This is a genomic window from Williamwhitmania taraxaci (assembly GCF_900096565.1).
GTDB lineage: Bacteria > Bacteroidota > Bacteroidia > Bacteroidales > Williamwhitmaniaceae > Williamwhitmania > Williamwhitmania taraxaci.
In genome coordinates this window covers 1-23,302 of record NZ_FMYP01000024.1, presented here as the reverse complement: position 1 = coordinate 23,302, position 23,302 = coordinate 1, and the positions used below count along the sequence as shown (strand labels likewise).

Genomic DNA, 23,302 nt, shown 5'->3' with positions numbered 1-23,302 from the left:
GGCTAGTTCTTTTTATTTTTCTGAAAATAAAGTTGGTAAGGCCTAAGACTGTTCGCAATCATAGCTTCCAACCCCTTGCTAGTAAGTGTTCCGCCCGAAATCCCATCGACCTCATGAACTCCACTGGCGGGATTGCCACCCTTCATTACTTTTAAGGAAACAAATTGATCTCCTTCAAACAGTTTCTTGCCCTTAAATTGAGATTGGAAGGCAGCAGTATTAATCTCGGCTCCCAATCCTGGCGTTTCACCCTGATGATCGAAGGTGCTTCCCGAGATGGTATTGTAATCCTTCTCAAGAGCTACGTAGCCCCAGATTGGACCCCATAACCCGCGTCCGCGAACCGGTATAATAAAGAGGCTAGAACTATCATCGTTGCGAAACTCAAAGATGGGAAGGTTACGGTCCGAACCTTTTTTTGCAATCTCCTGCTTCATGTCTACGGTAAAAGCATCAACACCGCCTTTTATACTTCCAAGAGAGTCAATGACGTATGATTTTACTATATACTTCTCATACTGTGCCTCTACCCATTGATTTTTACTGGCAACATCAGCAGGAATTAACTTACCGACGGCCATCAGAATGTTCAATTTCTTCTCAATCTCGGCATTTTTGTCTTGAAATGGTTTTAGTCCGAGAGCCGCAACAGCAAGCAGTGCGGCCACTACTACCACCATTACCGAGGAGTATATGAAAATGTAACGATTGCTTTCCTTATTCATGGCTTAAAGTGTTTTAGATAAGACTTTGGCCCTGCGTAAGCGCCGTTTAACATTCGACTGAACTATGTAATAGTCTATTAGTGGCGCAAACGTGTTCATTAATAGAATGGCAAGCATCATGCCTTCCGGATAAGCTGGATTAAGCACCCGAATGAGCACCGCCATTACCCCTATCAAGAAGCCATATATCCACTTTCCTGTTTCGGTTTGCGACCCAGATACAGGATCGGTTGCCATAAACACCGCACCGAATGCAAAACCGCCCATAATTAAATGGTAGTAAGCTGGCAATTCCATGTATGGATTGGCCCCAGCAAGGTTGAGCAATAAACCCATCCCTAGTCCACCAGTAACGGTAGCAACGATAATTTTCCAGCTGCCAACACCTGTTGCTATAAGAATAATAGCCCCGAGTAGAATTGCCAAAGTAGAGGTTTCACCAATTGATCCGGGTATAAAACCCAGAAACATATCGGAGGCACTCGGCATATGCCCCATAAGCTGATCTACACTCATGGTATGTCCAACTGCTCCTGTGCCTGTTGCGGCAATAGCCATTGGAGTTGCGCCCGAGAAACCATCTACCATGTGGGCTCCCTTTTCGCCAAGACCGGCAATCCAAACTATTTCACCCGACATTTTTGATGGATAAGCAAAGAAGAGGAATGCACGCGCTAAGAGGGCTGGGTTAAAGATATTCATACCCGTTCCGCCAAAAACCTCTTTACCAATAATAACAGCAAAAGCTGTTGCAACGCCAACCATCCAAAGTGGGACATCCACCGGCATAACTAGAGGAATGAGCATTCCAGTTACCAGAAAGCCTTCGTTTACCTCGTGGTGACGTACTTGGGCAAAGGCAAATTCGATACCCAAACCAACTACATACGAAACAATAACAATTGGCATAACGCGCAAGGCACCAAAACCAAAAATCTGCCAAAAGGTCCAATCAGTTAAACCAAAGGCAACCGTGTGCTGATATCCAACATTCCACATACCAAACAAAAATGCCGGCATAAGGGCAATAATCACCACGGTCATGGTGCGCTTTAAATCAATGGAATCACGAATATGTGTACCACGGCTTGTAACCTTATCCGATACAAAGAGGAATGATTCAAACGCCTCAAATGAAGAGTGAAACATTTGCAACTTGCCCCCTTTTTCGAAATTTGGCTTTATCCGATCGAGAAAATTTCTAAGGGATTTCATGAGCTCTATATTTTTATTTTTTCATATTCAACAACCAAAAACTGCTGGGGTAAAATCCACTGGTCAACTAAAATCATTAAGAGACACAGTCATACAACACCAGCAACAACTAGTTCATCTCCTTAATCATTAATTCGATACCCTTACGCACAATCGATTGAACCTCAATTTTTGAAGTGCAAACATATTCGCAGAGTGCAAAATCCTCTTCGGCAATTTCGTATAAACCTAGATTCTCCATGGCCTCAATATCCTCTGCAAGAACAGCTTTTAAAAGGTAAACTGGGTAAATATCCATTGGCACTACCTTATCGTATTGATTTGTCAATACAAAAGCTCGTTCGCCGCCGTTTAGATTCGTATCCATCCGGTAACTCTTTTTGGGAAGCAAGCTTGAAAGGAAGGTTTTAGAGGCGCTAAACTTATTAAACCCTGGAGCAGCCCATCCCAGAAATTCAAAGTGCTTGCCCTCAGGGATCACCGTCACCATGTTGTGGTAATAGCCTAAATATCCACGCGAGGATATCTTTTCGCCGGTAAGCACATTACCGCTAATGCAGCGATTTGCATTGTCCGAAACACGTCCACCTATAAGTTTTTCGATACTGGCACCACTTATTATCCTGAAGTATCGGGGCTTCAATACCTCCGACCCAGCAAGAGCGATCACCTTTTGTGCATCATAAGTACCCTTCAAAAAGAGACGGCCTATAATGATTACAGACCAAGGATCGAGCGTCCAAACAATCTCGCCCTTATTGATTGGCGCGATATGATGGATTTGCACCCCAACATTTCCTGCAGGGTGAGGTCCCGAAATATGGTGGAGTTCTACACCGTTAATCTTATTCAAGATGCTATTTGCAGCATTATCTGAAGCCACAGTAAGATGCACAAGGCCATCAGTAAGCTTGCGTAAAACATCAATACCCTTTTGAAGGGCAGTTTCCTCGCCTGTTGTGGCAAAATCGTAATCGGAGGCAAGTGGAGCAGTATCCCAACCGGAAATAAATATGGCCTTCGGGGTATCTGAGGGATTAGCGATAATAGCATAGGGTCGTTGAACAATACTTGGCCACGTACCACTCTTTAGCAGCAACGCCTTGATCTGTTCGCGAGAAAGCGACTCGAAATTGCCCACTTCGAATTGTTCAAAATCCTGAGAGCCATCACTCTCCACCACCACTTCAAGAATTGCCCTACGCTCACCGCGGTTTACCGATTTTACGGTACCACTAACTGGGGAGGAAAACATAACTTCGGGTCTATTCTTGTCGTAAAATAGCGGTGTTCCAGCCTTCACCTTATCATCGGGCTTCACAAGCAACTTGGGCACCAAACCGGGAAAGTCGGTGGGCTTCACTGCATAGGTACTCGACAAATCTAACGTCTCCAGCACTTTCTCTGCTTTCCCTGCTAGTTTAATGTTGAGCCCCTTCCGTATTTTAATTACCTTCGACATCCTATATTCATTGATTAGTTTGAATTGACAAAAATAAGTATTTTGCAACAAGTTATGCTAAATAACAAAACGAAAATATCAGCTTAGTTAGATATCTTCAATGATTTAAATATCAATCACTCCAATGAAAAACGGCTCAGCCATACTTAAAACATTTTTTGCTCTATTAGCCATCTCCAAAGTTTGTTACGCAACTAACAACGAGCCTACGAGTAATGTTTTTATTCAGGATAAAAAAAACAACAATTATATTGCTAACCCTGAAATAAGGACCGTTTTGCTCTACCCAAAGGGATGGCCGCAAGCGGATGCAGTATTCGAATTGGGTGGGGCAAATCCGCTCCTCTTCTCATTCGACGAGCTTAGCGGTACACCCGACTACTATACCTATTCCGTTGTGCACTGCGATGCCAACTGGAACGAATCGGGCCTTTACTACGCCGACTACATGGATGGTTTTCAACAAAACCCATTAAATAACTACCGCTTCTCCTTCAATACAAAGGAGTCCTATGCACACTTCGAACTAGAGTTGCCCAACGAGCAGGTATCACTAAGGATTTCCGGCAACTACCTTATTCGCGTTTATGGATCAGCCTCCTCAACCGAAGCAATATTACAGTGGCAATTTAGAGTTGTAGAACAGCTCGTTGGAATTAACCTTCGAGCAAGACCAGCCCCCGATCCGGCAATCATCAGGACCCACCAACAACTAGACTGTGAGATATTTTACAAAAACCTTCCGGTTACCGATCCATTTTCCGATTTAAAGTTGGTAGTAGAGCAAAATACAATCCCTAACGACCTAAACCCCTTACCACAATTCAGCAGAGCGAGTTCTGCGGACTATTCTGGCATCGATAAATTGGTATTCAAGGGTCTTAACGAATGGCGAACGTTTGACACCAGAAGCCTGATGTACAATTCCATAAATATCGAAAGAATTACCCTTACTGCCAATCACTACCATGTATTACTGAAGCCCGACGAAAGTAGAGCCAAAGTCCAATACGTTTCGCAGCCCGATTTTAACGGAAGAGTTGCTATCCAAGGCGAAAGGAACTATGACGCCGGAATTGAGCTGGAATATCCCATAGTTTACTTCACCTTAAACACAGAGGAGAGGCCGGACCAAGATGTTTATCTGGTGGGTAACTTTACAGGATTTGCCTATACTGACAACTTCAAAATGGTTTATAATTACGAAAGAAAAGCATATGAACTTGCCATCCCCTTAAAGCAAGGCTTTTACAACTACATGTATGCAGTTAAAACGCCCCAATCCACCACAGCAGATCTTTCGGCGCTGGAAGGGTCACACTCCGAAACCGAGAACAGTTACTCCGTTTATGTTTACTATCGACAGCCAGGTTCACGTTACGACCGATTGGTGGGATATGCAAGGATAAATTAAGAGAAGGGCTAAGTTCTAATATAAACAGCAAAGCTATTTTGATTCGATGACACAAAAGGTTGATCGCCGCTACGCGGCATTTCTCCTTATTTTTTCCCTTAGATGGAAAACAAACAAAAGATCAAGCCTTGCCTACTCGCCGACACCTTGAGCCTTGCGAGCGAAGGGACCCCGGCTGCGCAGGCTAGGGCAATCCAGTGCAGAACAGTTCATCATATTGAATACTTGACATCCTGTGGGGATGGAATCAAGTCATAATAGTAAGATTACTATAAGTTTCTTAAAGCAAAACTTAGCATGGAATTCTCTCCTATTGGAATGATTCGTGGAAGTAAAAACCAGTCGATAAACCAATCAATAAACAATATGCTATGTGAGGCAGGCAAACAAATTTGCTTGTGGCATCCTGAAATCATCCATTACAATGGAAAGGTGATGGAATAATCGTGCTTGAATCTCCCCCGTTTTTTTTCTAAATTTGAGAACTGAAATAGATAACCGCAAGATGAAAGTCTGTATAGCCGAAAAGCCCAGTGTAGCAAAAGAAATTGCCCGGATATTGCAAGCCAATATTCGCATGGATGGCTATTTTGAAGGAAACGGTTATCAAATCACCTGGACATTCGGACACCTCTGCACGCTAAAGAATCCCGACGACTACCTTCCCAGCTGGAAGCAGTGGCAAATGCACTCCCTACCAATGATTCCGCCTCGATTTGGCATTAAACTCATCGATAACGACGGCGTTAAAAAGCAGTTCAACACCATTAAAACGCTGGTAGCTGCCTGCGATGAGGTGATAAACTGCGGTGATGCTGGGATTGAGGGAGAGCTCATTCAGCGATGGGTGCTTACTATGGCGGAGTATAAGAAACCCATGAAGCGTTTATGGATCTCCTCCATGACCGACGAGGCCATTAAGGAGGGGTTTGTAAAGCTTAAGGATGGAAAAGATTTCGATAGGCTATACTCGGCCGGCAATGCTCGCGCCATTGGCGACTGGCTGCTGGGCATGAATGCTAGCCGCCTTTATACCTTAAAGTATGCCGATGGAAAAGGCGTGCTCTCCATTGGGCGTGTACAAACACCTACGCTGGCCTTGATTGTGCGTCGATTTGAGGAGATTCAGAACTTCATCTCGAAACAATACTGGGAAATCAAGACCAACTATCGCAACATTATCTTTAACTCTACCAAAGGTCGATTCGATACGGTGGAAGATGCGTTCCTGATCATTGAAGAGATAAAAAACAATCTCTTCGAGGTGGTTTCGTTTGAGCAAAAAAAGGGAAACGAGGCACCGCCAAAACTGTTCGATTTAACCTCGCTGCAGGTTGAGTGCAATAAGAAGTTTGGCTTTACCGCCGACGAAACGCTGAAGTACATCCAAGGCCTCTACGAGAAAAAAATGGTAACCTACCCTAGGGTCGATACCACCTTTTTGCCCAACGATGTCTATCCAAAGATTGCGCCAATCCTTAAAGAGATGGAGGCCTACGCCAACTTTACCGCACCACTGCTCGAAAAACCCATCAAGAAGAGTAAGAAGGTGTTCGACGATACAAAGATTACCGATCACCATGCCATTATCCCAACAGGTATAAAGCCTTCGGGGTTGATGCTAACCGAGAAACGGGTTTACGATCAAATCGCCCGCCGATTTATTGCAGCCTTCTACCCCGATTGTATTGTCTCGAACACCACCGTAATTGGCATGGTTACCAAATATGAGTTTAAGGCTACCGGTAAGGTTATTCTGGAAGATGGCTGGCGTGTTTTATACCCCAAGAAAGAAACCGATAGAGATGGCGAGAACGAATCGGATCAGGAGCAGCTTATGCCTCACTTCGAGAAGGGTGAAAAGGGAGAGCACACCCCCGACCTACTCGAGAAACAGACACAGCCACCTAAACTGCTTACCGAGGCTACGCTGCTAAGGGCTATGGAAACCGCGGGAAAGCAAATGGAAGACGAGGAGCTGCGCGAGTTGATGAAGGAGAATGGCATTGGACGACCATCAACGCGTGCCAATATTATTGAGACCCTGTTCAAGCGCAAATACGTAACCCGCGAGAAGAAAAACTTGGTGCCCACGCAAACCGGAATCCAGCTAATTAACACCATTCAAAATGAGCTACTGAAATCGGCCGAGCTCACCGGGATGTGGGAGAAGAAGCTGCGCCAGATAGAAAAAGGGGAATACGACCCGAAAACCTTTCTCGACGAGATGAAAGAGATGGTTGCGCAGCTGGTAGCGGAGGTTAAGTTGGAACATAAGAACAAAATCGTGATTGAGCAGGTCGAAAAGGTGGCGGAGAAGAAAGTGGAGAAGGCCAAACCGGCGGATAAGAAAAAGCCTGCGGCAAAAAAGATTGCAGAAAAACCAGTTGACATTACTACCGCTACCTGTCCAAAGTGCAAGAAAGGCACCATGCTTAAGGGCAAAACTGCCTATGGATGCAGCGAATATAAGAGTGGTTGCAACTTTAAGGTGATGTTTGAGCAGCATGGCAAGTTGCTTACCGAGCAGGAGATGTTTACTTTGATATCGAAGGGCAAATCGCCCAAGATTACGGGACTAACCGTTGATGGAAATGCTATTGATGCCGCGCTAATGTTCGATGGTGAGTTTAATGTGACAGTGGAAGGTTAACCATTGAGAATATAAATTCACCTCAGATTTCACAGATTCTCACAGATTTTTTCTTCTCTGTGTAAATCTGCGCTCATCTGTGGTTAAAAAAGCATTACCGCTCTCCCAAGCCAGCTAAAGCCTGATACTCGGCTAGAGTAACATTTCGTTCCAGCTCATTTAGCTTATAAAAACGTGTATCTCAAGTCGCCTCTATTGATAGGGGAGATTTAAGTATTGATTACAGATAGAAAAGCGGTTATGTTAAAAGCGCAGATTTAGCCCTACATTATAATATATCCCAGGCATTAGATAGCCATGATTGATTTCATATTTCTGGTTTAACAAGTTATTCCCCGACACAAAAACATCAATATTCTTGACCGGGTTTACTGACACCCTTGAGTTTAGAAGGGTGTAATTCGCAGTAATTTCGGGTGTAGTGGAAGTGTATAGTTTTTCGATATGCTGTGTTGATACATTTACCGTCCAAATCTTATATCGGTAATTTACGCTACAGTTAACTTGCTGGCGTGGTGCTGCAACAACAGGTTTATCTAAATCGAGAAAGCTGTAGTTTGCACTAAGCGACAAATTATGTGTGAAGCGATAGGTAGCAGAAAACTCGATACCTTGATTTGAAAAGGTTTCCACATTTTCCCTTTTAACATTTGGAAATTGCCCAACTACTTGGATCAAGTTATTGCCTTTTTCCACGTATGCGGTCAACTCTACATTCAACCGCTTACTGAAAAATGTTTGCAGCCAGCTAATTTCATAGCTGATCATCCTCTCCGGTTGTAACTCGGGGTTTGGAGCAAAGAAATAGAGTTCCATAATGGTTGGACTACGAAAACCTTTTGAAATAGAACCTTTAAAGGTTGTGTTTCCTGTCGGATTGTAGGAGAATCCTGCCATGGGTATTAGTTCATTCCCATAAGCTGAACTATTCTCGATGCGCAAACCTGCGCTAAAAGTAACCTTCTCAAATAAAGTTTGTTGTGCATAGGTGTAAAAAGCCAACTCATTTACGGTTTTAAGCATATCCTTTGCCTTACCACTATTTCCTTTCCCACCGTATTGCTTAAAATCGACACCGGAGGTTATGCTTGATTTGGCGAATACGCGTAAGGTTTGATAGAGCATTACTCCACTGTTTCGATCGGTGGAATGCCATCCGTCGGATAAATCGTGTGTTCCAAAATTGTGATAAACTTTGAGTGCTCCCGATGATTTATCAAACCTGTTTTCGACCGACAAGGAGGTTTTCCCTCTAGTAATATCGATATTAAAAGGAGCAGGTTTAAAATCGGGTCCGTTATCATTGGCGTTAAACTTCGCCAGACTTAAATCGGCATAAACATCGAAATGACGATTGATTTGATATCCGATTTTAGTAAAGCTATTGGTAATAACAAAATCGGTATTTGAGCGAATCCCATCGGTTTGGTCGTGATTGGCCGAGGCAAACAGGCTTAACTTTTTCTTTTTATAGCCGACAGTTCCGTAATACTTCTGAGTATTATACGAACCATAGGCTGCGCCTAAATTTAACGTTACCCCATCTTCGCGCTGCTTTTTCGTAATAATATTCACTACGCCGGCCATTGCATTTGAACCATACAGAATGGATGCAGGCCCACGAATAATCTCTACCTTTTCGACATCAGAAGCCACATAAGCATCGGGCAATGGATGTCCAAAGATTCCCTGATACTGTGGATGTCCATCAATTAAGACTAAAACATCGGTATTGGGCGAACCACTTACTCCCCGAATAGTGATTGAACCCGAACCACCCGTAGAAACCCCAAACCCCAATAAATTTCGTTCCGTAACGAAAACTCCGGGGGCATAACTATTCATTGCCGACAAAACATTGATCTGTCCGCTGTTTTCAATATCCTGTCTCGAAATTTGTGAAAGAGACATAGGGACAAGCTTTCTGGAAATTTCAATTTTCGAACCAGTGATAACCACCTCATCGAGACTAACTGTATCCTTAACGATGGTTTGAGCATAACCCAGATTCACCAGTAGAACAAAACCAACTACAATTCCTTTTTTCATGCAAGTATATCCTTCAATTAACCATTGCCCTAGTGAACCATATATTAGTGGTATGGGCAAGAAATAATACTATTCAGTTTACAACTATCACAAAATTCCTTATTCCGGGGAATGGGGAAGCCAATGAGCAGCCTCCTTACCGCACAAAGGCATATAAATACCACAAAGGAGCATTTAGTATATCCTTTGCGAATAAAAGTGAGACCATTAACGAATTACATTAGAACAATACTGCCAGATTAGCAATTACTATACATCCATGAGTAGATACACCTAATGCGCATCAATCCCCATCCTCATAATAAAGAGATGGTGAAGTGTTTTGGTGATTTCGTCCATATACTCATTTACGGCCTTAACGCTACCCGGGAGGGTATACACAAAGGTTTCGCCCATCAATCCGGCAACGCCACGGCTGAGCAGTGCATTGGGCTTTTCGGCGCCATACTTTAGGCGTATCATCTCCATGATTCCCGGAATCTCCTTATCGAGCAGGCTACTTACAACCTCGGGGGTAATATCACGGGGGCCCACACCTGTTCCACCGGTTGTAATTACCACGCTAACCTCGTCATTTTTGGCCTTGGTGAGGACTTCACGAAGAAGTTGCTCATTATCGGGAATTAATCGATAATCGACATCATGCGAAAGCCCCAGTGCCGAGAAGTAAGATTCCAGCTGCTTTATAACTGCAGGTCCACTAAGATCCTCATAAACTCCGCTGCTTGCCCTCTCGCTAAGGGTAACCACTAGCGCCTTATAAACCTTAGGGCTAAACTCAAGGATATCGCCTGGCAGAATTGTTCCGGCATGGATAACCCTTGTAAAAATCCCCTCCTTGGGCATAACGCACGAACCAACCTCACGGAATATAGCGCAACCATCGCCGTGGCACTTCTTACCTATCTGGGTTACCTCCAGCACAACCTTGCCGCAGGTAAACCTGTCGCCGGGATGGGTCTTAAAAACCTCCATACCCTCGGTGGTGATGTTCTCGGCGAACTCGCCCCAAGCGGGCATGCGTCCAGCTTGTTTTTGGAATGCGTCGAAGCTCTCCTTTCCTAGTATGCTAACCTGTCGGTGCCAATCACCGGCGTGGGCATCGCCCACTACACCCTGTGCGTTGAGCACAATCTTAGATACGGGCAACTTTATCTCGCCCTTTTTTTTGGAGATATTTACCGAAATTACCTTCAACTCTGTTTTCTTAACCATCATGCTTGGTATATTATGGTTCTGGTTGGAACGATTGGAACATTACAAATCTATCTTTGTTTTTTCAACAAGGTGCACATTTTCAATTACCATTGTCTTATCTACCGCTTTGCACATATCGTAAATGGTGAGCAGCGCCACACTGGCACCCATAAGAGCCTCCATCTCCACACCAGTCTGCCCAATACACCGAGCAAGGCTGGCAACCTCAACACCCGTCTCCATTAAAGTCGCCGTTACATCTACCTTGGTAAGCAACAGCGTGTGGCAAAGTGGAATAAGATCGGACGTGCGCTTGGCCGCCTGAATGCCCGCAATCTCGGCCACAGTAAGCACGTCGCCCTTTTTGTTGCAGTTCTCAAGCACTTGGCTAATGGCCTCTTTGTTTAGATGAATAAAGCCAATGGCTTTCGCCTCGCGTATTTGCTGGGGTTTGTGCCCCACGTCCACCATGTTGGCCTTGCCCTTGTCGTCGATATGTGATAGACTCATATTTGCTTCCTCTCAAATTAAAACTAATAACCATGAAGACACGGAGAAAATCTTTACGAAAAGATACCGAACAAAGCTATACTTATTGAATACTATACTTGAATTTTCTTCTCGTGATTTCTGTGCCTCTGTGTTTTATCTTTTTTATTATCCTCCAATATTATAAAACTCTCCGCTGGTATTAGTTGTTCCGCTCTCGGGTTTATTGCGGATGGCACTGTAAAGCGCCTCGCGAGGTCCAAGTTCTCTTACGCTATACCCCAAGTTATTGAAGAGACAGGGCTTAACAAAGCCATTAGCCGTAAGCCGAATGCGGTTACAGAAGTTACAATCGCCTCCCTCGCCACCTTCCACCACAGAAAAGCTGCCATCCTCCAGGCTCATTTGCTTTATAAATCGAACCTCCAACCCATTATCCGAAGCAAATTTACGGAGCAAATCAGCATCATCGGTGCGGGAATGACCCTTTACCACGGCGTTCAACTTTATGGGTGATAGGCCCACCGCCTTGGCTGCTTTAATACCATCAAAAACCTTCTGAATATCTCCACCTCGTGTTATCTCGCGAAAATGATCCGGATTCAACGTATCAAGGCTGACATTCACCCGATTCAATCCGGCATTCTTGAGATCCTTTGCAAACTCCGATAGCAATATCCCATTGGTGGTCATCGCTAAATCGGTAATTCCATTGACCCCTGCAATCATTCGAACCAAGTCGACAATACCGCGACGAACCAACGGCTCGCCTCCGGTCAAACGTATCTTATAAACTCCAAGGGCAACAGCGAACTTAACCACCTCCACAATTTCGTCGAAGGTGAGAATCTCGGCATGCGGCAGCATTGCCACACCTTCCTCCGGCATGCAGTATTGGCATCGAAGGTTACACCTATCGGTAACCGAGATGCGCAGGTATGAGATATTTCTATTATATGGATCGTACATCTACCTTGTCTCCTTTTTTTAAATCGCTAACGCCAAGCGGAACAGCCATAATTCCATGCGCATTTGGCAGAGAGAAAATGTGTGCCGAGCCATGATATTCGGCGAGATTAACCTCACCACTCTCGGTTAATACAATTGGAATAAACGCCAATCTATCGGTTCGCTTTCGGTGATAATCGACGGCAAGCGTTCGTTTCTCGACAGACAATTTTGCCAATCCACCCATCATGGAGTGCATCGCGGGCCTTACCAGTAATTCAAACTGAGTGAACGACGACACCGGGTTTCCTGGTAACCCAAACACCAGCTTGCCTTGATCGGTTTTGCCAAAGGTTGTTGGCTTTCCCGGTTGAACGGCCACGCTATCGAACAGCAACTCTACGCCGCAGCGGATAAGCACTGAGGGCACAAAATCGAAGTCGCCCATGGAAACGCCACCGGTAAGCAGCAAAATATCGCTCGACTCCAACGCTTTCTTTATGGCATCAAAGGTAGCTCGTTCGGTATCTTCCACAATTCCCATGTAGTTGGGAATTCCACCGGCACGAATAACCTGTGCCACCAGCTGATGACCGTTGCTGTTTCGGATTTGGCCCACCCCGGGTTTCTGCGACGGCTCAACCAGTTCGTCGCCGGTACTGAGAATGGCAACCACTGGTTTTCGAAACACCTTAACCTGCGCATACCCCAAAGCGGCAAACACCGCAATATGCTGAGGCTGGATAACTACACCCGGAGTAATCACTACATCCTTTTCGCGAACATCTTCGCCCAACAGGCAAATATTATTTTTTACACTAGTGCTTTTATACTTTATATGCTTACAACCGACCTGCTCGGTATCCTCAACCATCAAAACACAATCGGCACCAACTGGAAGCATTGCACCGGTCATAATCTTAGTGCACTGATTCTCTCCAATGTTTTTTGTAGGCACCTGTCCGGCCGCAATCACCTCCAGAACCTCGAGAAGATTCGCCATATCCGATTTTCGACAGGCATAGCCATCCACCGCCGACTTATCGAAGGGGGGCATATCCATGTCCGAGACTATTGGCTCCGCTAAAACTCGCCCCAAAGCGGAGTATAGATCAACCACCTCCGCGGTTAGAGGTTTTACGTAGCTGAGAACTATATCGAATGCGGAATCGAAGGTTATCATTTTTGAGAGGATTAAAAAGCCAAATGTAGCGATTACAGAGGTTAATCGAAAGTTAAACCGAAGTTAGATGAGATTAAGTCCGAAGACTGAAGTAGACAGTTGGAGATATCGCCTCCTAGCTTTCACGCTTCTTGAACCAAATCTTCCGATAAAACATGATGTATGCCAACAAAGTGTACACCCCAACCATTATTGGAAAATACAGCATTATGCGACCCATAAAACGAGACTCCGGAAACACAATAGGCTGAAGAAGCATAGATAGAAAAAAGCCAAAAACGACCGTTAATAACATCACCCCAATGTATAAGGCTCCTGTGTTTATATTTCCGGGTGTTAACACGACATTACAATGGTTGCAAATCACCTTCGAATCCTTAGCAACATACATTACCTTGCTAAATGTCAATTTCTTATGACACGATGGGCAAACAAACACCTCTTGCGGTGGCTGCGTAGTTTTGATTGGCATACTCAATACTATTATGAATTAAAACATCAATAACTAAAGGTATCTTTCGTTCACAATATCCTTAATCTCAATTATTGGTTTGTCGGTAAAGAAGTCACGACTCTGTGCGAAGTAATCGGCCATATGATTAGTGGTAAGGTGAGCATCGAGCGCTGTTTGCGAAACCCATTTTTCCACCAAACAAAAGCGAAGCGGATTAAAGGGGGAGACGAAAAGTTCATACTGAATGCATCCATCCTCCTTTAGCACATTTTCCCTTACCTTCGAAAACAGAGTAGTATAGGGTGACTCGAAGATTGGCAGAACTGAATAAAATACGATAACCTGAACCATATATCAAATTTTTAAAAACCAAAGATAAGCACAGCAACGAACTCCCTGCAAATAATCGAGCCACAAAGTGTAATTAAACCGATTTAATACCAATTGGTTAAATAATTACAGAATGAACAGACTAATGCGAAACAATTTACGAACCTAATTCGTAGTAAAACCATTGAAATGAAGAAGAACATCCTCCCACATTAAAAAATACGGTAAGAATTAAAACTAATATATTACCTTTACTTTAGTTTTAGATTGCATTTAGGTTTTATCAGCAAGCGGTTACCGAAAAGCTTTACGAGTAGGTATGATCTCTTTTACTTAAGATAATTATGAATCGCAGCTATTTAAATTTACTTATAGCAGTTGTATTAGTAGGAGCCCTAGCAACCGGTTGCAGCAAAGACGACAACAGCATTCCCGTTCGTGGAAATATATACTATAACGACACTACTTACAAATTCACCCAAGCCTTCTTTGTGGATTTTGGTGTTCAAGAATCCAACGATACCACCTACGATTTTGACTTCATGATGCTTTCGTCCGAAATTAAAGTAACAAAGGACACCGCGATAGGGATAGGTAATTTCATTTATTTTTCGCTCGAATCCAGAAACAAACTTTCGCCTTGTCCCGGCATTTATAAGTTCGGAAGACTGAGCCAAGACAATGGAATACAAAATATTGTATATGGTGTATTTTATGACAGCCTCAACTTCCAAACGGACAGTTCTGTATTGAGTGATACCATTACCTCCGGAACTGTTGTATTTACAACAAATGGCTCCGGGATTATTGCAACCATCGATTGCAAAACAATATTGGGTAAAAAGCTTTCCGGATCTTTTGCTGGAGATGTGTCATTCCTTGATGAGACCAGCAAGAAGAAGAAAAAATAAAAGAACTGACAACAAATAAAAAAAAGGGCTTCGGCCCTTTTTTTATTTTACAACGCAACTGTAACTAATATCCACTGCCGACAGGAAATAGACCGCGCTCAATTACCATCTGGTGCATATGGAAAGGCTGAGTCAAACGCCAAATTCCAGAGAGCAAACTACTGTCCCCAGCGCTTCTTACACCACTTCTCCTGCTCTTCGTCCTTCAGGAAAGTCCAGGCAACTATACGGCTAATCTTTTGCCCTTGCGCCATATCGATGGTATGCACCTCCCATGCATGGGCAGCACGAAGTGCGTTGTATACAGCAGGCAGGCTCGCACTCTTTGATACCAGCGAAGTAAACCAGAAGCATTGGGTTGAAATCGTGGCGCTCTGCTCCACCATCCTACGCAGAAAAGCCTCCTCGCCTCCCTCGCACCACAGCTCATTGTTTTGCCCACCAAAGTTAAGCACTGGCTTACTTTTTCTATCTAGCCCAAGGTTTCGGTGCTTGCGCTCGCTACCCGCGGCAGCCTCTTCGGGTGATGCATGAAATGGCGGATTGCAAAGGGTAAAGTCGAACTGTTCACCCGATTGAATTATCCCTGCAAAGATATCCTTTGAGGATGGTTGCAACCGAATAGTAACCCCGTTTGACAAGACCGGATTGGAATCGACGATGCGCTGGGCCGACGCTACGGCAACACTATCGATATCGGAACCTACAAAACTCCAGCCATACTCCTTTCGTCCAATGATTGGATAAACGCAGTTGGCCCCCACGCCTACATCGAGTCCCACCAGCTTCTCGCCTCGAGGAATAATCCCATCGTTGTAGTCGGCGAGCAAATCGGCGAGATAATGAATATAGTCGGCTCTACCCGGAATGGGCGGACAGAGATAGTTAACTGGGATATCCCAATTCTTTATATTGTAGAAATGGCTCAGCAATGCTTTATTTAGCGCCTTTACAGCATCAGGGTTGGCAAAGTCGATAGACTCGTTCCCGTATGGGTTCACAAACACAAACGGCGCCAACTCGCTACAGCAGGCAATCAACTCCGGAAAATTATACGAAAACCGGTGTGCATTGCGGGGATGCAATCCCGGCTTTTCGGACGAAGAAATTGAGCTTTGAGACAAGATGCTACATGAATTGATTTGTAGTGCAAAGATAGCAGATTCATAACATGCGTAGAGAATAAACTATCACGGCACATCAACATCTTTCCTCAAAATAAATCGCATAAAAAACCCCGGCACACGCAAGGCGCAACCGGGGCTAGAGCTTGAGTTATGTAAGCTATTTTACAAACTTTGCCGAAAGAGTAATAGGAACTGCGCTTAATAATTTCGAGATAGGACAACCAGCCTTAGCCGCATTGGCCAGCTCCATAAACTTCTCCTCTGTCATTCCGGCAACTTTTCCGGTAAGTTTCAGTTCAATGCCAGTAACGGCAAAGCCACCATCTACCTGGTCGAGATTAACAACCGCTTCGGTTATCAACTCATCGGCGGTGAAGCCAGCACCCGCAATTTGAAAGCTCAGAGCCATATTGAAGCAACCTGCATGGGCAGCTGCAATTAACTCCTCGGGGTTTGTGCCCGACTTTCCTTCCTCATCCTTAAACCTTGCAGTAAAGTTATAGGGAGTATTATTTAGGACACCGCTTGGTGAAGTTAAAGATCCTTTTCCTTCCAATCCGGTGCCATTCCATTTGGCTGTTGCTTTGCGTTTCATGCTTTTGAGTTTTAATTTGGTTTCGTATGTCGAAAATACTACTATTATTTCATATTGGTGCTCCTACTCTAGCAGGATTGTCAATATAACATGACTGCCGCAAAAATGTTCATGCAAAAGAATCCGACACTAGACAACCATTTACAATATGCTAATAATGCACGTAAAAACGGCAGCTGAACTATAGTGCAAAAAAGGAGGGACGATGCAGCAATGCATGTCCCTCCTTTTTGAACCACGGAAAAGTTACGCTTTCTTAACAAATTCCGACTTCAAATACATTGCGCCAATGCCATCAATTTTGCACGAAACATTGTGTCCATCGTTGCCTTCAACAATGCGAATATTCTTTGCCTTTGTCCCGGCTTTAATTCCCGATAGAATACCTTTTACTTTCAGATCTTTGATAACGGTTATGGAATCGCCCGAAACAAGCGCATTTCCATTACAATCCAATGCCATATCTGCCTTTGCTTCTTCTTCGGCCGCTTGTGCCGACTCAGCGGGATCCCATTCATGAAAACAATCGGGGCAAATCCACATATTCGCGTCTTGATAGGTATTTGCTGAATTGCATTTTGGGCACTTGTTTTCGTTGCTCATTGAAGTTGTTTTTTGTGTTTTTGTTCTTCCTCAGTATCTAAACTGACATACTATTACCGCACAAAGATAGCGATTTGATTAATGGGGCGACAGGTTAATTTGTTTAGTGACTATTGAATCCGTTCAGCATTCTTAGTTACTAGGCTCGCATAGTAGACCCGAAGGCTTAGCCCATGCTCGGCAAGATTGATTGCGTGCTTAACGACCCTTTCGCTTCTTAAGGACATTCATTTCAGCATGGGCCGAAAACATTAAGAAGGATAGCAGCTCAGGTTATGCTTGCATAACCGGAACCACCATCCTTCTTTTATTACAAGGCAATTTGAAATGCCAAATTACAGCCCTTTGAATGTAGTCCCAACAGCTAGCGCAACAAATCCAATCAGCAGTAGAATGTAATTGTATTCCGTCAAGAATTCAACGTGGAAGTAATGACCGATAATTCCGAGTATACCAAGGATTAAACCAATAATCCATGTAATTTTCAGGGGTGCTGAGGGCGTTTTCATAACTAATTTTTTTTGTTTGTAATAACTCTAGGTTACTGTGCAAGAAGAACAATCAGAAAAACCTTTCTTGCCCAACATACTAAGTATTGGCGGTATCAAAAACCAGATACCTGCGAATTATTTATGATTTAACAGGTAGAAAACACCTAATTGAAATCCTCTATTGAAAATTTTTGGGCCGTTATTTTTAGAGACGTCAGTAAGGCCATGATTATACCTGAAATCTACTCCAAAGTTTGTAGCAGGGTTTACATAACTTATCCCCATTGCTATGGCTATATCGAGAGATTCAATATTATTCTTAATATCAACATTATTTTTATCTTCAGCACTTACTAAAAAGCCGAACTGAGGACCTGCTTGTAACCTGAACCCATTGTCAAACATGTATTGAAATAACAAGGGGACGTTAACGTAATTTAGGTCAATGCTTTTCGATCCCTGCATCGAATAAACAAGTTCGGGTTGCAAGGCAAAATTATTCGAAAGATGAGCGTGTCCAATAAGTCCAACGTGCAAACCTGCTTTCAGCGTCTCATCAAAGACACTTTTTTCGGTGATGCTATAAGCATTTAAACCACCCTTAATACCAATGTTAAAATGTTGAGCGCTGGTAGCACCTGTAAAAAGAAGAAAAACAACAGCGATAGCGAAAATTTGTTTCATAAGTCGCATGTATTTGAGTTAATATTAGTTAAGAGCAAAGTTGGAGAGAATAACACCACAATATGTTATAGTATTCTTGCAAAATATTACATATATCACAGATTCGATTACTTGACACTGCTGATTAACTAAACTTGCTGAGTTCTAAAACAAACCGCAAAACCACCTTGCATGGTTTACAAAACCGAGAGGTCGCCGCTACGCGGCTTTCTTGGTTTTATACTATTGTGTTTCTACAAAGAGTTCGCCGCTACGCGGCTGGGCAACTCGCGAACCATAAGGCGATAGTGTAATGCAATTGGATTATTTAGCAGCGTAGCTGGAGATATCTCCATATTGCATAAAAGGCGCGTAGCGCTGACCTATTAGTTGCAATTGGAATCAACCATGTTAAAACAAATAAATATTGTAATAGCTAGAACTTAGCCACTAAACAAATATTCTTTTTTCGCCTCTGCATCCCAATAATCATCGACAATGTTTTCAGTAATAATCATCGAAGCAAATGGTTTGCGAACATGCAGGCGACACTTTATATTTACCAAAACAGGCACGACAAAAGGCAACAATATATTTGCCAGCCCAAAAACATTTCATACATTTAACTCTGTATTATTGTTTTATCAACCTACCGATAACGATGATAAAGCTGGCCATTATTCATTTCCCAGAGAGAATACGGCTCGATACGAACAACAAGCACCCACATCGAGCGCACCTTTTTGCTAAGCCACCGTGGGTTGGCACTACCAATATTCTGGCTCCAAGCTACACCATTTCCTTCATCGACCTCACGCTTCCCGAAAAGCAAGAGCAAGCGTTGCTCCGCTTGGTAATGAGGCACCAAGAGGTAGAGAATGGCTACCTTAAAACCACCCACGTATGCCTCGAATCGTCCACGTTAGAAATCGAGTCCGAAAGAGACACCTACCTAAACAACCAGGGAAAGGCGCTGCGAGGGCTGCACATCATGTGCGAATTTATTAACAGCCTCCCCGCTGCTCACAACCGAGAGCTACCGGTTGCAAACCTCACCACCCGCGAGAAACAAATTTTGGAATTTCTCGCTATGGGCCTCCTAAACAAAGAGATTGCCGAGAAACTATTTATAAGCCCACACACCGTAAAGAACCACACCAAGAACATATACGCAAAGCTGGGCGTGAAGAACCGCGTAGAGGCACTTCGCATTTTTTTAGCGGCACACGGCAGCTAAAAAATAGCCCGAAAGGGCTATTTTTTTGAACAGAAAGAGGTAATAACTTGCATCCAGTTGAGTGAGCATTTTGGCAACATACCTCACTGCAACAGCAAGTAACTATTTTATTAACCTAAATTCACAACTATGGAAATAAAGATTGCAATAACCATCGACGCATCGTTAGCGCAAACCACCATCGACACCGTTACCACCGTTGAGAATAGCCTTCCGATGCTCATTAACCTTACGAACGACGACAGGCACAACCTGGCCAAGATGGGCGACAAAACCTTGGCGTTTGTAACCAAAACGCTAGAGTATGCCAAGCAAAACCCATCGGTGGTGCCCGCCTTCTTAAACGTGGCCGAGTTCGAGAACAACGTGACCACGGTAAACAACCTCTCGCGCATGCAAAAACCGCTGCGGCAGCTCATCGAAGAAATCGACGACACCACCTTGTATGTTGGCAGCGAGGCATACACCGATGCGCTAACATTCTACACCGCACTGAAGGGTGCTGCCAAGGCAAACGTTCCCGGCATGAAATCGGTTTACGACGATCTTCAGGCGCGATTCCCCGGCCGTGGCAAGGGCACGCCCCCCACTCCCCGCAATAAGAAGAATAATTCGAAGGACAATACCGAAAACGACAACAGCGACGAACCCACAACGTAGCTTAGCAGCGCCCAAATTTGCACACGCGTAAGGGTGCCCCGGTAGGGCACCCTTACGTGCATTTACCACAAAACGAGACGTGCCGGAATACCCCACACCGAAATAGCCTAGCAGCCCCTGCCCAACAAACAGCCCCACCAATGCCTGCATCTGAATACGAAATATAGGCTCGATAAATCCCCACCCGACAAAGTTTAGTGAACAGATCCCATTTTTCGCGCTCCGCGATACCTTTTAGATTCTCCGAGTGAGAAAATTGCTTCTCCGAGATACCTTTTTCCCTCTCCGAATAGCAAATTTGCTTCTCCGAGTAGCATTTTTCCCTCTCTCGGTAGCAAATTTGCTTCTTCGAGATACCTTTTTCCCTCACCGAGTGAGAAAATTGCTTCTCCGAGATACCTTTTAGACTCTCCGAGTGAGAAAATTGCTTCTCCGAGATACCTTTTTCCCTCTCCGGGTAGCAAATTTGCTTCTCCAACTAGCAAATTTGCCTCTCGGCCTAGCAAATTTGCTTCTCCGAGTAGCATTTTTCCCTCTCCGGGTAGCAAATTTGCCTCTCGGCCTAGCAAATTTGCTTCTCCGGGTAGCAAATTTGCTTCTCCGAGATACCTTTTTCTCACTCCGAGAAGCAAATTGCCTCTCTAGGTAGCAAATTGCCTCTCGTCCTAGCAATTTTCCTCTTCGAGAGGCAATTTAATGGGAGAATGAAAGGTTGGAGGTAAACCTATAAGTGAGCAGGCAGAGACTAAAAAATATTCGCTCGCTGATTGATGCCATGTGATAAAGATTTATATATTTGTGTATTGTGTATGTTTTTCACACAATACATACCAATAGGGCATGTATTGTGTGATTTTATCACACATATAAACGAGTTGGCAGTAATTTTAAAACGACACAAACAAGATTAATCAAAAGATGAAAAAAAGAATATTATTTTTAGCAATTTCACTCAGCCTAGGGTTGACATCACTTAATGCTCAAATAACTATTAGAGAAAATGATGTAGTAGAAAGGCCTGTATTTAAACCTAAGCAATTTGACAGTTTGACAAATATCGTGATGCAGAAACATCCAACAGATTACAAAAAATATATTGGATATAAACTGTTCTTTTTACCAAAGTCTAAAAATCACAAATCAAAGTATAGTTCTGACAACAATGAAAGAATGATTAATTTCTTGTTTTCTTCCGATACTGTTCAAATAGTAAAAGAAGGTAAAATTCCATTTGAAGAAATTACACTTACTAAAATGTTTGGCGATCCTGCAAGCCTCAAAGGGCCGGCTTTGAAACAATACAATGATAGAAAAGTAAACTACGAAAAAATAGATAAAGAAAAAACAAACATATATCTCCCATTCTTTTATCACGAAAAAACTGATAAAACTGAAGGTATAATTTTCGGTAAAATCGGAACTTTTCCTGATAGTGTTTATGGTAAATATTTCACAATTCTTAATATAGAAGGTAAAGAACCTTATGGCTCCAAAGAATTTAAAAAGTTAGATGATATAGAAATCGAAGACGGAAGAGACTGGCAATTGAGCCTTAAAATAACATTGAGAAATGAAACAAATCAAGATGTATTATATTGGATTATTGACCAAGCTCGATTTATAGGAAGTCCATTTTTTCTTGTTCCATTCTTTGAAAAGCAAAGAGCGATTTATTTAAATCAAAATGTTGTTCTTCGATATTCTGACAGAACGAATACAAATCTGCAAAACTTAATTGATGTAAACACAGGTGCAATGATTAATATAAAATATGGAGAGGTTTGGACTTGTTCTGATATAAGTTTTATAGAATCAAAAGACTCATATTATTTAAATTGTTTTTATTTTCTAAAAAATGGCGATAAAGAAGTGAAAATTGACTTAGAAAGTGGACTTATCAGTGATTATTTTATGCTTGAGACTGAATTTGTAAAACAAGAACTGGAAAAAAAGAAAAAAGAAGAAGAAAGGAAAAAAGAACAAGAAGAACGAAAAAAGCAAGAGCAGCTTGAAAGAGCGAAGTTCAAAAATGATTGTGTTGCTAAATGGGGTCAAAAAATGGGCGGATATATTGCTGATGGAAAAGTTATATTAGGAATGAACAATGAAATGTGTATTGCAGCTTGGGGGCATCCAATAAACATAAACAGAACAATTGTACGAGGTCTAACATCTGAACAATGGGTTTATGGTTGGGGAACTTATTTATATTTTAATAATGGTGCTTTAAATGCAATACAAGATTAGGGCAGTTATGTTAAAACGAAACGATTACTTAAATTTAATAGAAGAAATTAGAAACACTGATAAAAAATCATTGGACGAGTTCATTGACAAAGTACTTGAACCATTTGGAAAGGAAAATGAAAATTTCATTGAAGTTCTTTATAAAGACATTCACTATTTAATCAAGGACATTGACAAAGATGGAGATAATGATTTAGCCATTGAAAACGGTGACTTTGTTATTGAAGATGGTGATTTAAAATTGACAGGCTATCAATCAAGATTACACAACTTGTCTATTTGGCTTCATATAGAAATCTGCAAAAAACTTACTGAAATAAATCCTAAATTCAAGTAACAAATGCAACTTATAGGATTGATTGGAGAGAAAGGAATTGCATTTTTTCAGAACAGGAAGATGAGAATTACTCACCTTCGCTTCTCCGATGGAAAAAATGTGGTTCTTTACCCCCTAAGTCCTCTAAAAATAAGTTGTAATGGCGCACATCAACCAAGAGCAAAGGTATGTAATTACCCTCATGCTACAGCAAGGCAAGCTACAAAAAGAAATAGCCCTGTTTATCAACCGAAGCCCTTCCGTGATATCCCGGGAGATTCGCAGGAACAGGGATGCCAAAACGGGCATTTACGAGAGCAACGTGGCGCAGCG

24 protein-coding genes are annotated in these 23,302 nt (G+C 43.0%); 9 read left to right on the top strand and 15 right to left on the bottom strand.

The genetic code is table 11. The features are described from left to right. Positions 1-2: 2 nt before the first annotated feature. From nqrC to BLS65_RS07910, 3 genes are all read right to left on the bottom strand, one after another. A complete protein-coding gene (nqrC, locus tag BLS65_RS07920) occupies positions 3-725 on the bottom strand; it encodes an NADH:ubiquinone reductase (Na(+)-transporting) subunit C (protein WP_092437709.1) in 723 nt (240 codons plus the stop codon). 3 nt (positions 726-728) lie between these two features. Further along, the gene (locus BLS65_RS07915; protein WP_092437707.1) at positions 729-1,940 is read right to left on the bottom strand and encodes an NADH:ubiquinone reductase (Na(+)-transporting) subunit B; all 1,212 of its coding nucleotides are present in this window, start codon (positions 1,938-1,940) and stop codon (positions 729-731) included. A gap of 109 nt (positions 1,941-2,049) precedes the next feature. Continuing rightward, positions 2,050-3,402, bottom strand: coding sequence for a Na(+)-translocating NADH-quinone reductase subunit A (locus BLS65_RS07910; RefSeq protein ID WP_092437705.1), 1,353 nt, complete (start codon positions 3,400-3,402; stop codon positions 2,050-2,052). Between the two features lie 124 nt (positions 3,403-3,526). Between BLS65_RS07910 and BLS65_RS07905 the strand changes: the two genes are divergently transcribed. Together BLS65_RS07905 and BLS65_RS07900 are read left to right on the top strand one after the other, a co-directional pair. After that, on the top strand, positions 3,527-4,816 hold the full coding sequence (locus tag BLS65_RS07905; protein ID WP_092437703.1) for a type IX secretion system plug protein: 1,290 nt from the start codon (positions 3,527-3,529) through the stop codon (positions 4,814-4,816). Positions 4,817-5,321: 505 nt separating this feature from the next. After that, positions 5,322-7,469 (top strand): type IA DNA topoisomerase, encoded by a 2,148-nt coding sequence (locus BLS65_RS07900; protein WP_092437701.1) that lies wholly within the window; start codon positions 5,322-5,324, stop codon positions 7,467-7,469. A gap of 243 nt (positions 7,470-7,712) precedes the next feature. On the opposite strand, the gene BLS65_RS07895 is transcribed toward BLS65_RS07900, so the two are convergent. Further along, complete coding sequence (locus tag BLS65_RS07895) at positions 7,713-9,518, bottom strand: TonB-dependent receptor plug domain-containing protein (RefSeq protein WP_092437699.1); 1,806 nt, start codon at positions 9,516-9,518, stop codon at positions 7,713-7,715. A gap of 32 nt (positions 9,519-9,550) precedes the next feature. On the opposite strand from BLS65_RS07895, the gene BLS65_RS17965 reads away from it, so the two are divergent. Beyond that, complete coding sequence (locus BLS65_RS17965; protein ID WP_125869806.1) at positions 9,551-9,742, top strand: hypothetical protein; 192 nt, start codon at positions 9,551-9,553, stop codon at positions 9,740-9,742. Positions 9,743-9,791: 49 nt separating this feature from the next. On the opposite strand, the gene BLS65_RS07890 is transcribed toward BLS65_RS17965, so the two are convergent. From BLS65_RS07890 to BLS65_RS07865, 5 genes are all read right to left on the bottom strand, one after another. Next, entirely contained in the window at positions 9,792-10,736 is a 945-nt protein-coding gene (locus BLS65_RS07890) for an MOSC domain-containing protein (RefSeq protein WP_092437697.1), read from the bottom strand. A 39-nt stretch (positions 10,737-10,775) separates the two neighbouring features. Further along, positions 10,776-11,225: a cyclic pyranopterin monophosphate synthase MoaC gene (gene moaC, locus BLS65_RS07885; protein WP_092437695.1), complete on the bottom strand. Its 450-nt coding sequence runs from the start codon at positions 11,223-11,225 to the stop codon at positions 10,776-10,778. A 147-nt stretch (positions 11,226-11,372) separates the two neighbouring features. Continuing rightward, entirely contained in the window at positions 11,373-12,173 is an 801-nt protein-coding gene (locus BLS65_RS07880; RefSeq protein WP_092437692.1) for a GTP 3',8-cyclase MoaA, read from the bottom strand. Further along, positions 12,157-13,335 (bottom strand): molybdopterin molybdotransferase MoeA, encoded by a 1,179-nt coding sequence (locus BLS65_RS07875; protein ID WP_092437690.1) that lies wholly within the window; start codon positions 13,333-13,335, stop codon positions 12,157-12,159. The genes BLS65_RS07880 and BLS65_RS07875 overlap by 17 nt, the downstream gene beginning before the upstream one ends. 505 nt (positions 13,336-13,840) lie before the next feature. Continuing rightward, on the bottom strand, positions 13,841-14,140 hold the full coding sequence (locus BLS65_RS07865) for a putative quinol monooxygenase (RefSeq protein WP_092437686.1): 300 nt from the start codon (positions 14,138-14,140) through the stop codon (positions 13,841-13,843). A 323-nt stretch (positions 14,141-14,463) separates the two neighbouring features. On the opposite strand from BLS65_RS07865, the gene BLS65_RS07860 reads away from it, so the two are divergent. Then, positions 14,464-15,030 (top strand): hypothetical protein, encoded by a 567-nt coding sequence (locus BLS65_RS07860; RefSeq protein ID WP_092437684.1) that lies wholly within the window; start codon positions 14,464-14,466, stop codon positions 15,028-15,030. A gap of 158 nt (positions 15,031-15,188) precedes the next feature. On the opposite strand, the gene rlmF is transcribed toward BLS65_RS07860, so the two are convergent. From rlmF to BLS65_RS07840, 5 genes are all read right to left on the bottom strand, one after another. Then, positions 15,189-16,154 (bottom strand): 23S rRNA (adenine(1618)-N(6))-methyltransferase RlmF, encoded by a 966-nt coding sequence (rlmF, locus tag BLS65_RS07855; protein WP_244500676.1) that lies wholly within the window; start codon positions 16,152-16,154, stop codon positions 15,189-15,191. Positions 16,155-16,314: 160 nt separating this feature from the next. Continuing rightward, entirely contained in the window at positions 16,315-16,752 is a 438-nt protein-coding gene (locus BLS65_RS07850) for an OsmC family protein (protein ID WP_092437680.1), read from the bottom strand. A gap of 246 nt (positions 16,753-16,998) precedes the next feature. Continuing rightward, the gene (locus tag BLS65_RS07845; RefSeq protein WP_092437678.1) at positions 16,999-17,355 is read right to left on the bottom strand and encodes a zinc ribbon domain-containing protein YjdM; all 357 of its coding nucleotides are present in this window, start codon (positions 17,353-17,355) and stop codon (positions 16,999-17,001) included. A gap of 335 nt (positions 17,356-17,690) precedes the next feature. Further along, on the bottom strand, positions 17,691-17,864 hold the full coding sequence (locus tag BLS65_RS18215) for a hypothetical protein (RefSeq protein ID WP_170830037.1): 174 nt from the start codon (positions 17,862-17,864) through the stop codon (positions 17,691-17,693). Between the two features lie 117 nt (positions 17,865-17,981). Further along, on the bottom strand, positions 17,982-18,530 hold the full coding sequence (locus BLS65_RS07840; RefSeq protein ID WP_170830036.1) for a porin family protein: 549 nt from the start codon (positions 18,528-18,530) through the stop codon (positions 17,982-17,984). Between the two features lie 640 nt (positions 18,531-19,170). Here BLS65_RS07840 and BLS65_RS07835 point away from each other — a divergent pair. Beyond that, a complete protein-coding gene (locus BLS65_RS07835; protein ID WP_092437673.1) occupies positions 19,171-19,746 on the top strand; it encodes a response regulator transcription factor in 576 nt (191 codons plus the stop codon). Positions 19,747-19,875: 129 nt separating this feature from the next. Beyond that, complete coding sequence (locus BLS65_RS07830) at positions 19,876-20,406, top strand: hypothetical protein (protein ID WP_092437671.1); 531 nt, start codon at positions 19,876-19,878, stop codon at positions 20,404-20,406. Between the two features lie 194 nt (positions 20,407-20,600). Here BLS65_RS07830 and BLS65_RS07825 read toward each other — a convergent pair whose 3' ends face one another. After that, positions 20,601-21,026 (bottom strand): hypothetical protein, encoded by a 426-nt coding sequence (locus tag BLS65_RS07825; protein ID WP_125869805.1) that lies wholly within the window; start codon positions 21,024-21,026, stop codon positions 20,601-20,603. A gap of 298 nt (positions 21,027-21,324) precedes the next feature. Here BLS65_RS07825 and BLS65_RS07820 point away from each other — a divergent pair, with 298 nt between their 5' ends. The 3 genes from BLS65_RS07820 to BLS65_RS18900 all read left to right on the top strand — a co-directional run. Then, a complete protein-coding gene (locus tag BLS65_RS07820; RefSeq protein ID WP_092437667.1) occupies positions 21,325-22,653 on the top strand; it encodes a hypothetical protein in 1,329 nt (442 codons plus the stop codon). Then, a complete protein-coding gene (locus tag BLS65_RS07815) occupies positions 22,637-22,990 on the top strand; it encodes a hypothetical protein (RefSeq protein WP_092437665.1) in 354 nt (117 codons plus the stop codon). Before BLS65_RS07820 ends, BLS65_RS07815 begins: the two co-directional genes overlap by 17 nt. A gap of 139 nt (positions 22,991-23,129) precedes the next feature. Continuing rightward, positions 23,130-23,302 (top strand): helix-turn-helix domain-containing protein (locus tag BLS65_RS18900; protein WP_139180958.1); only part of this gene is annotated, 173 nt, incomplete at its 3' end.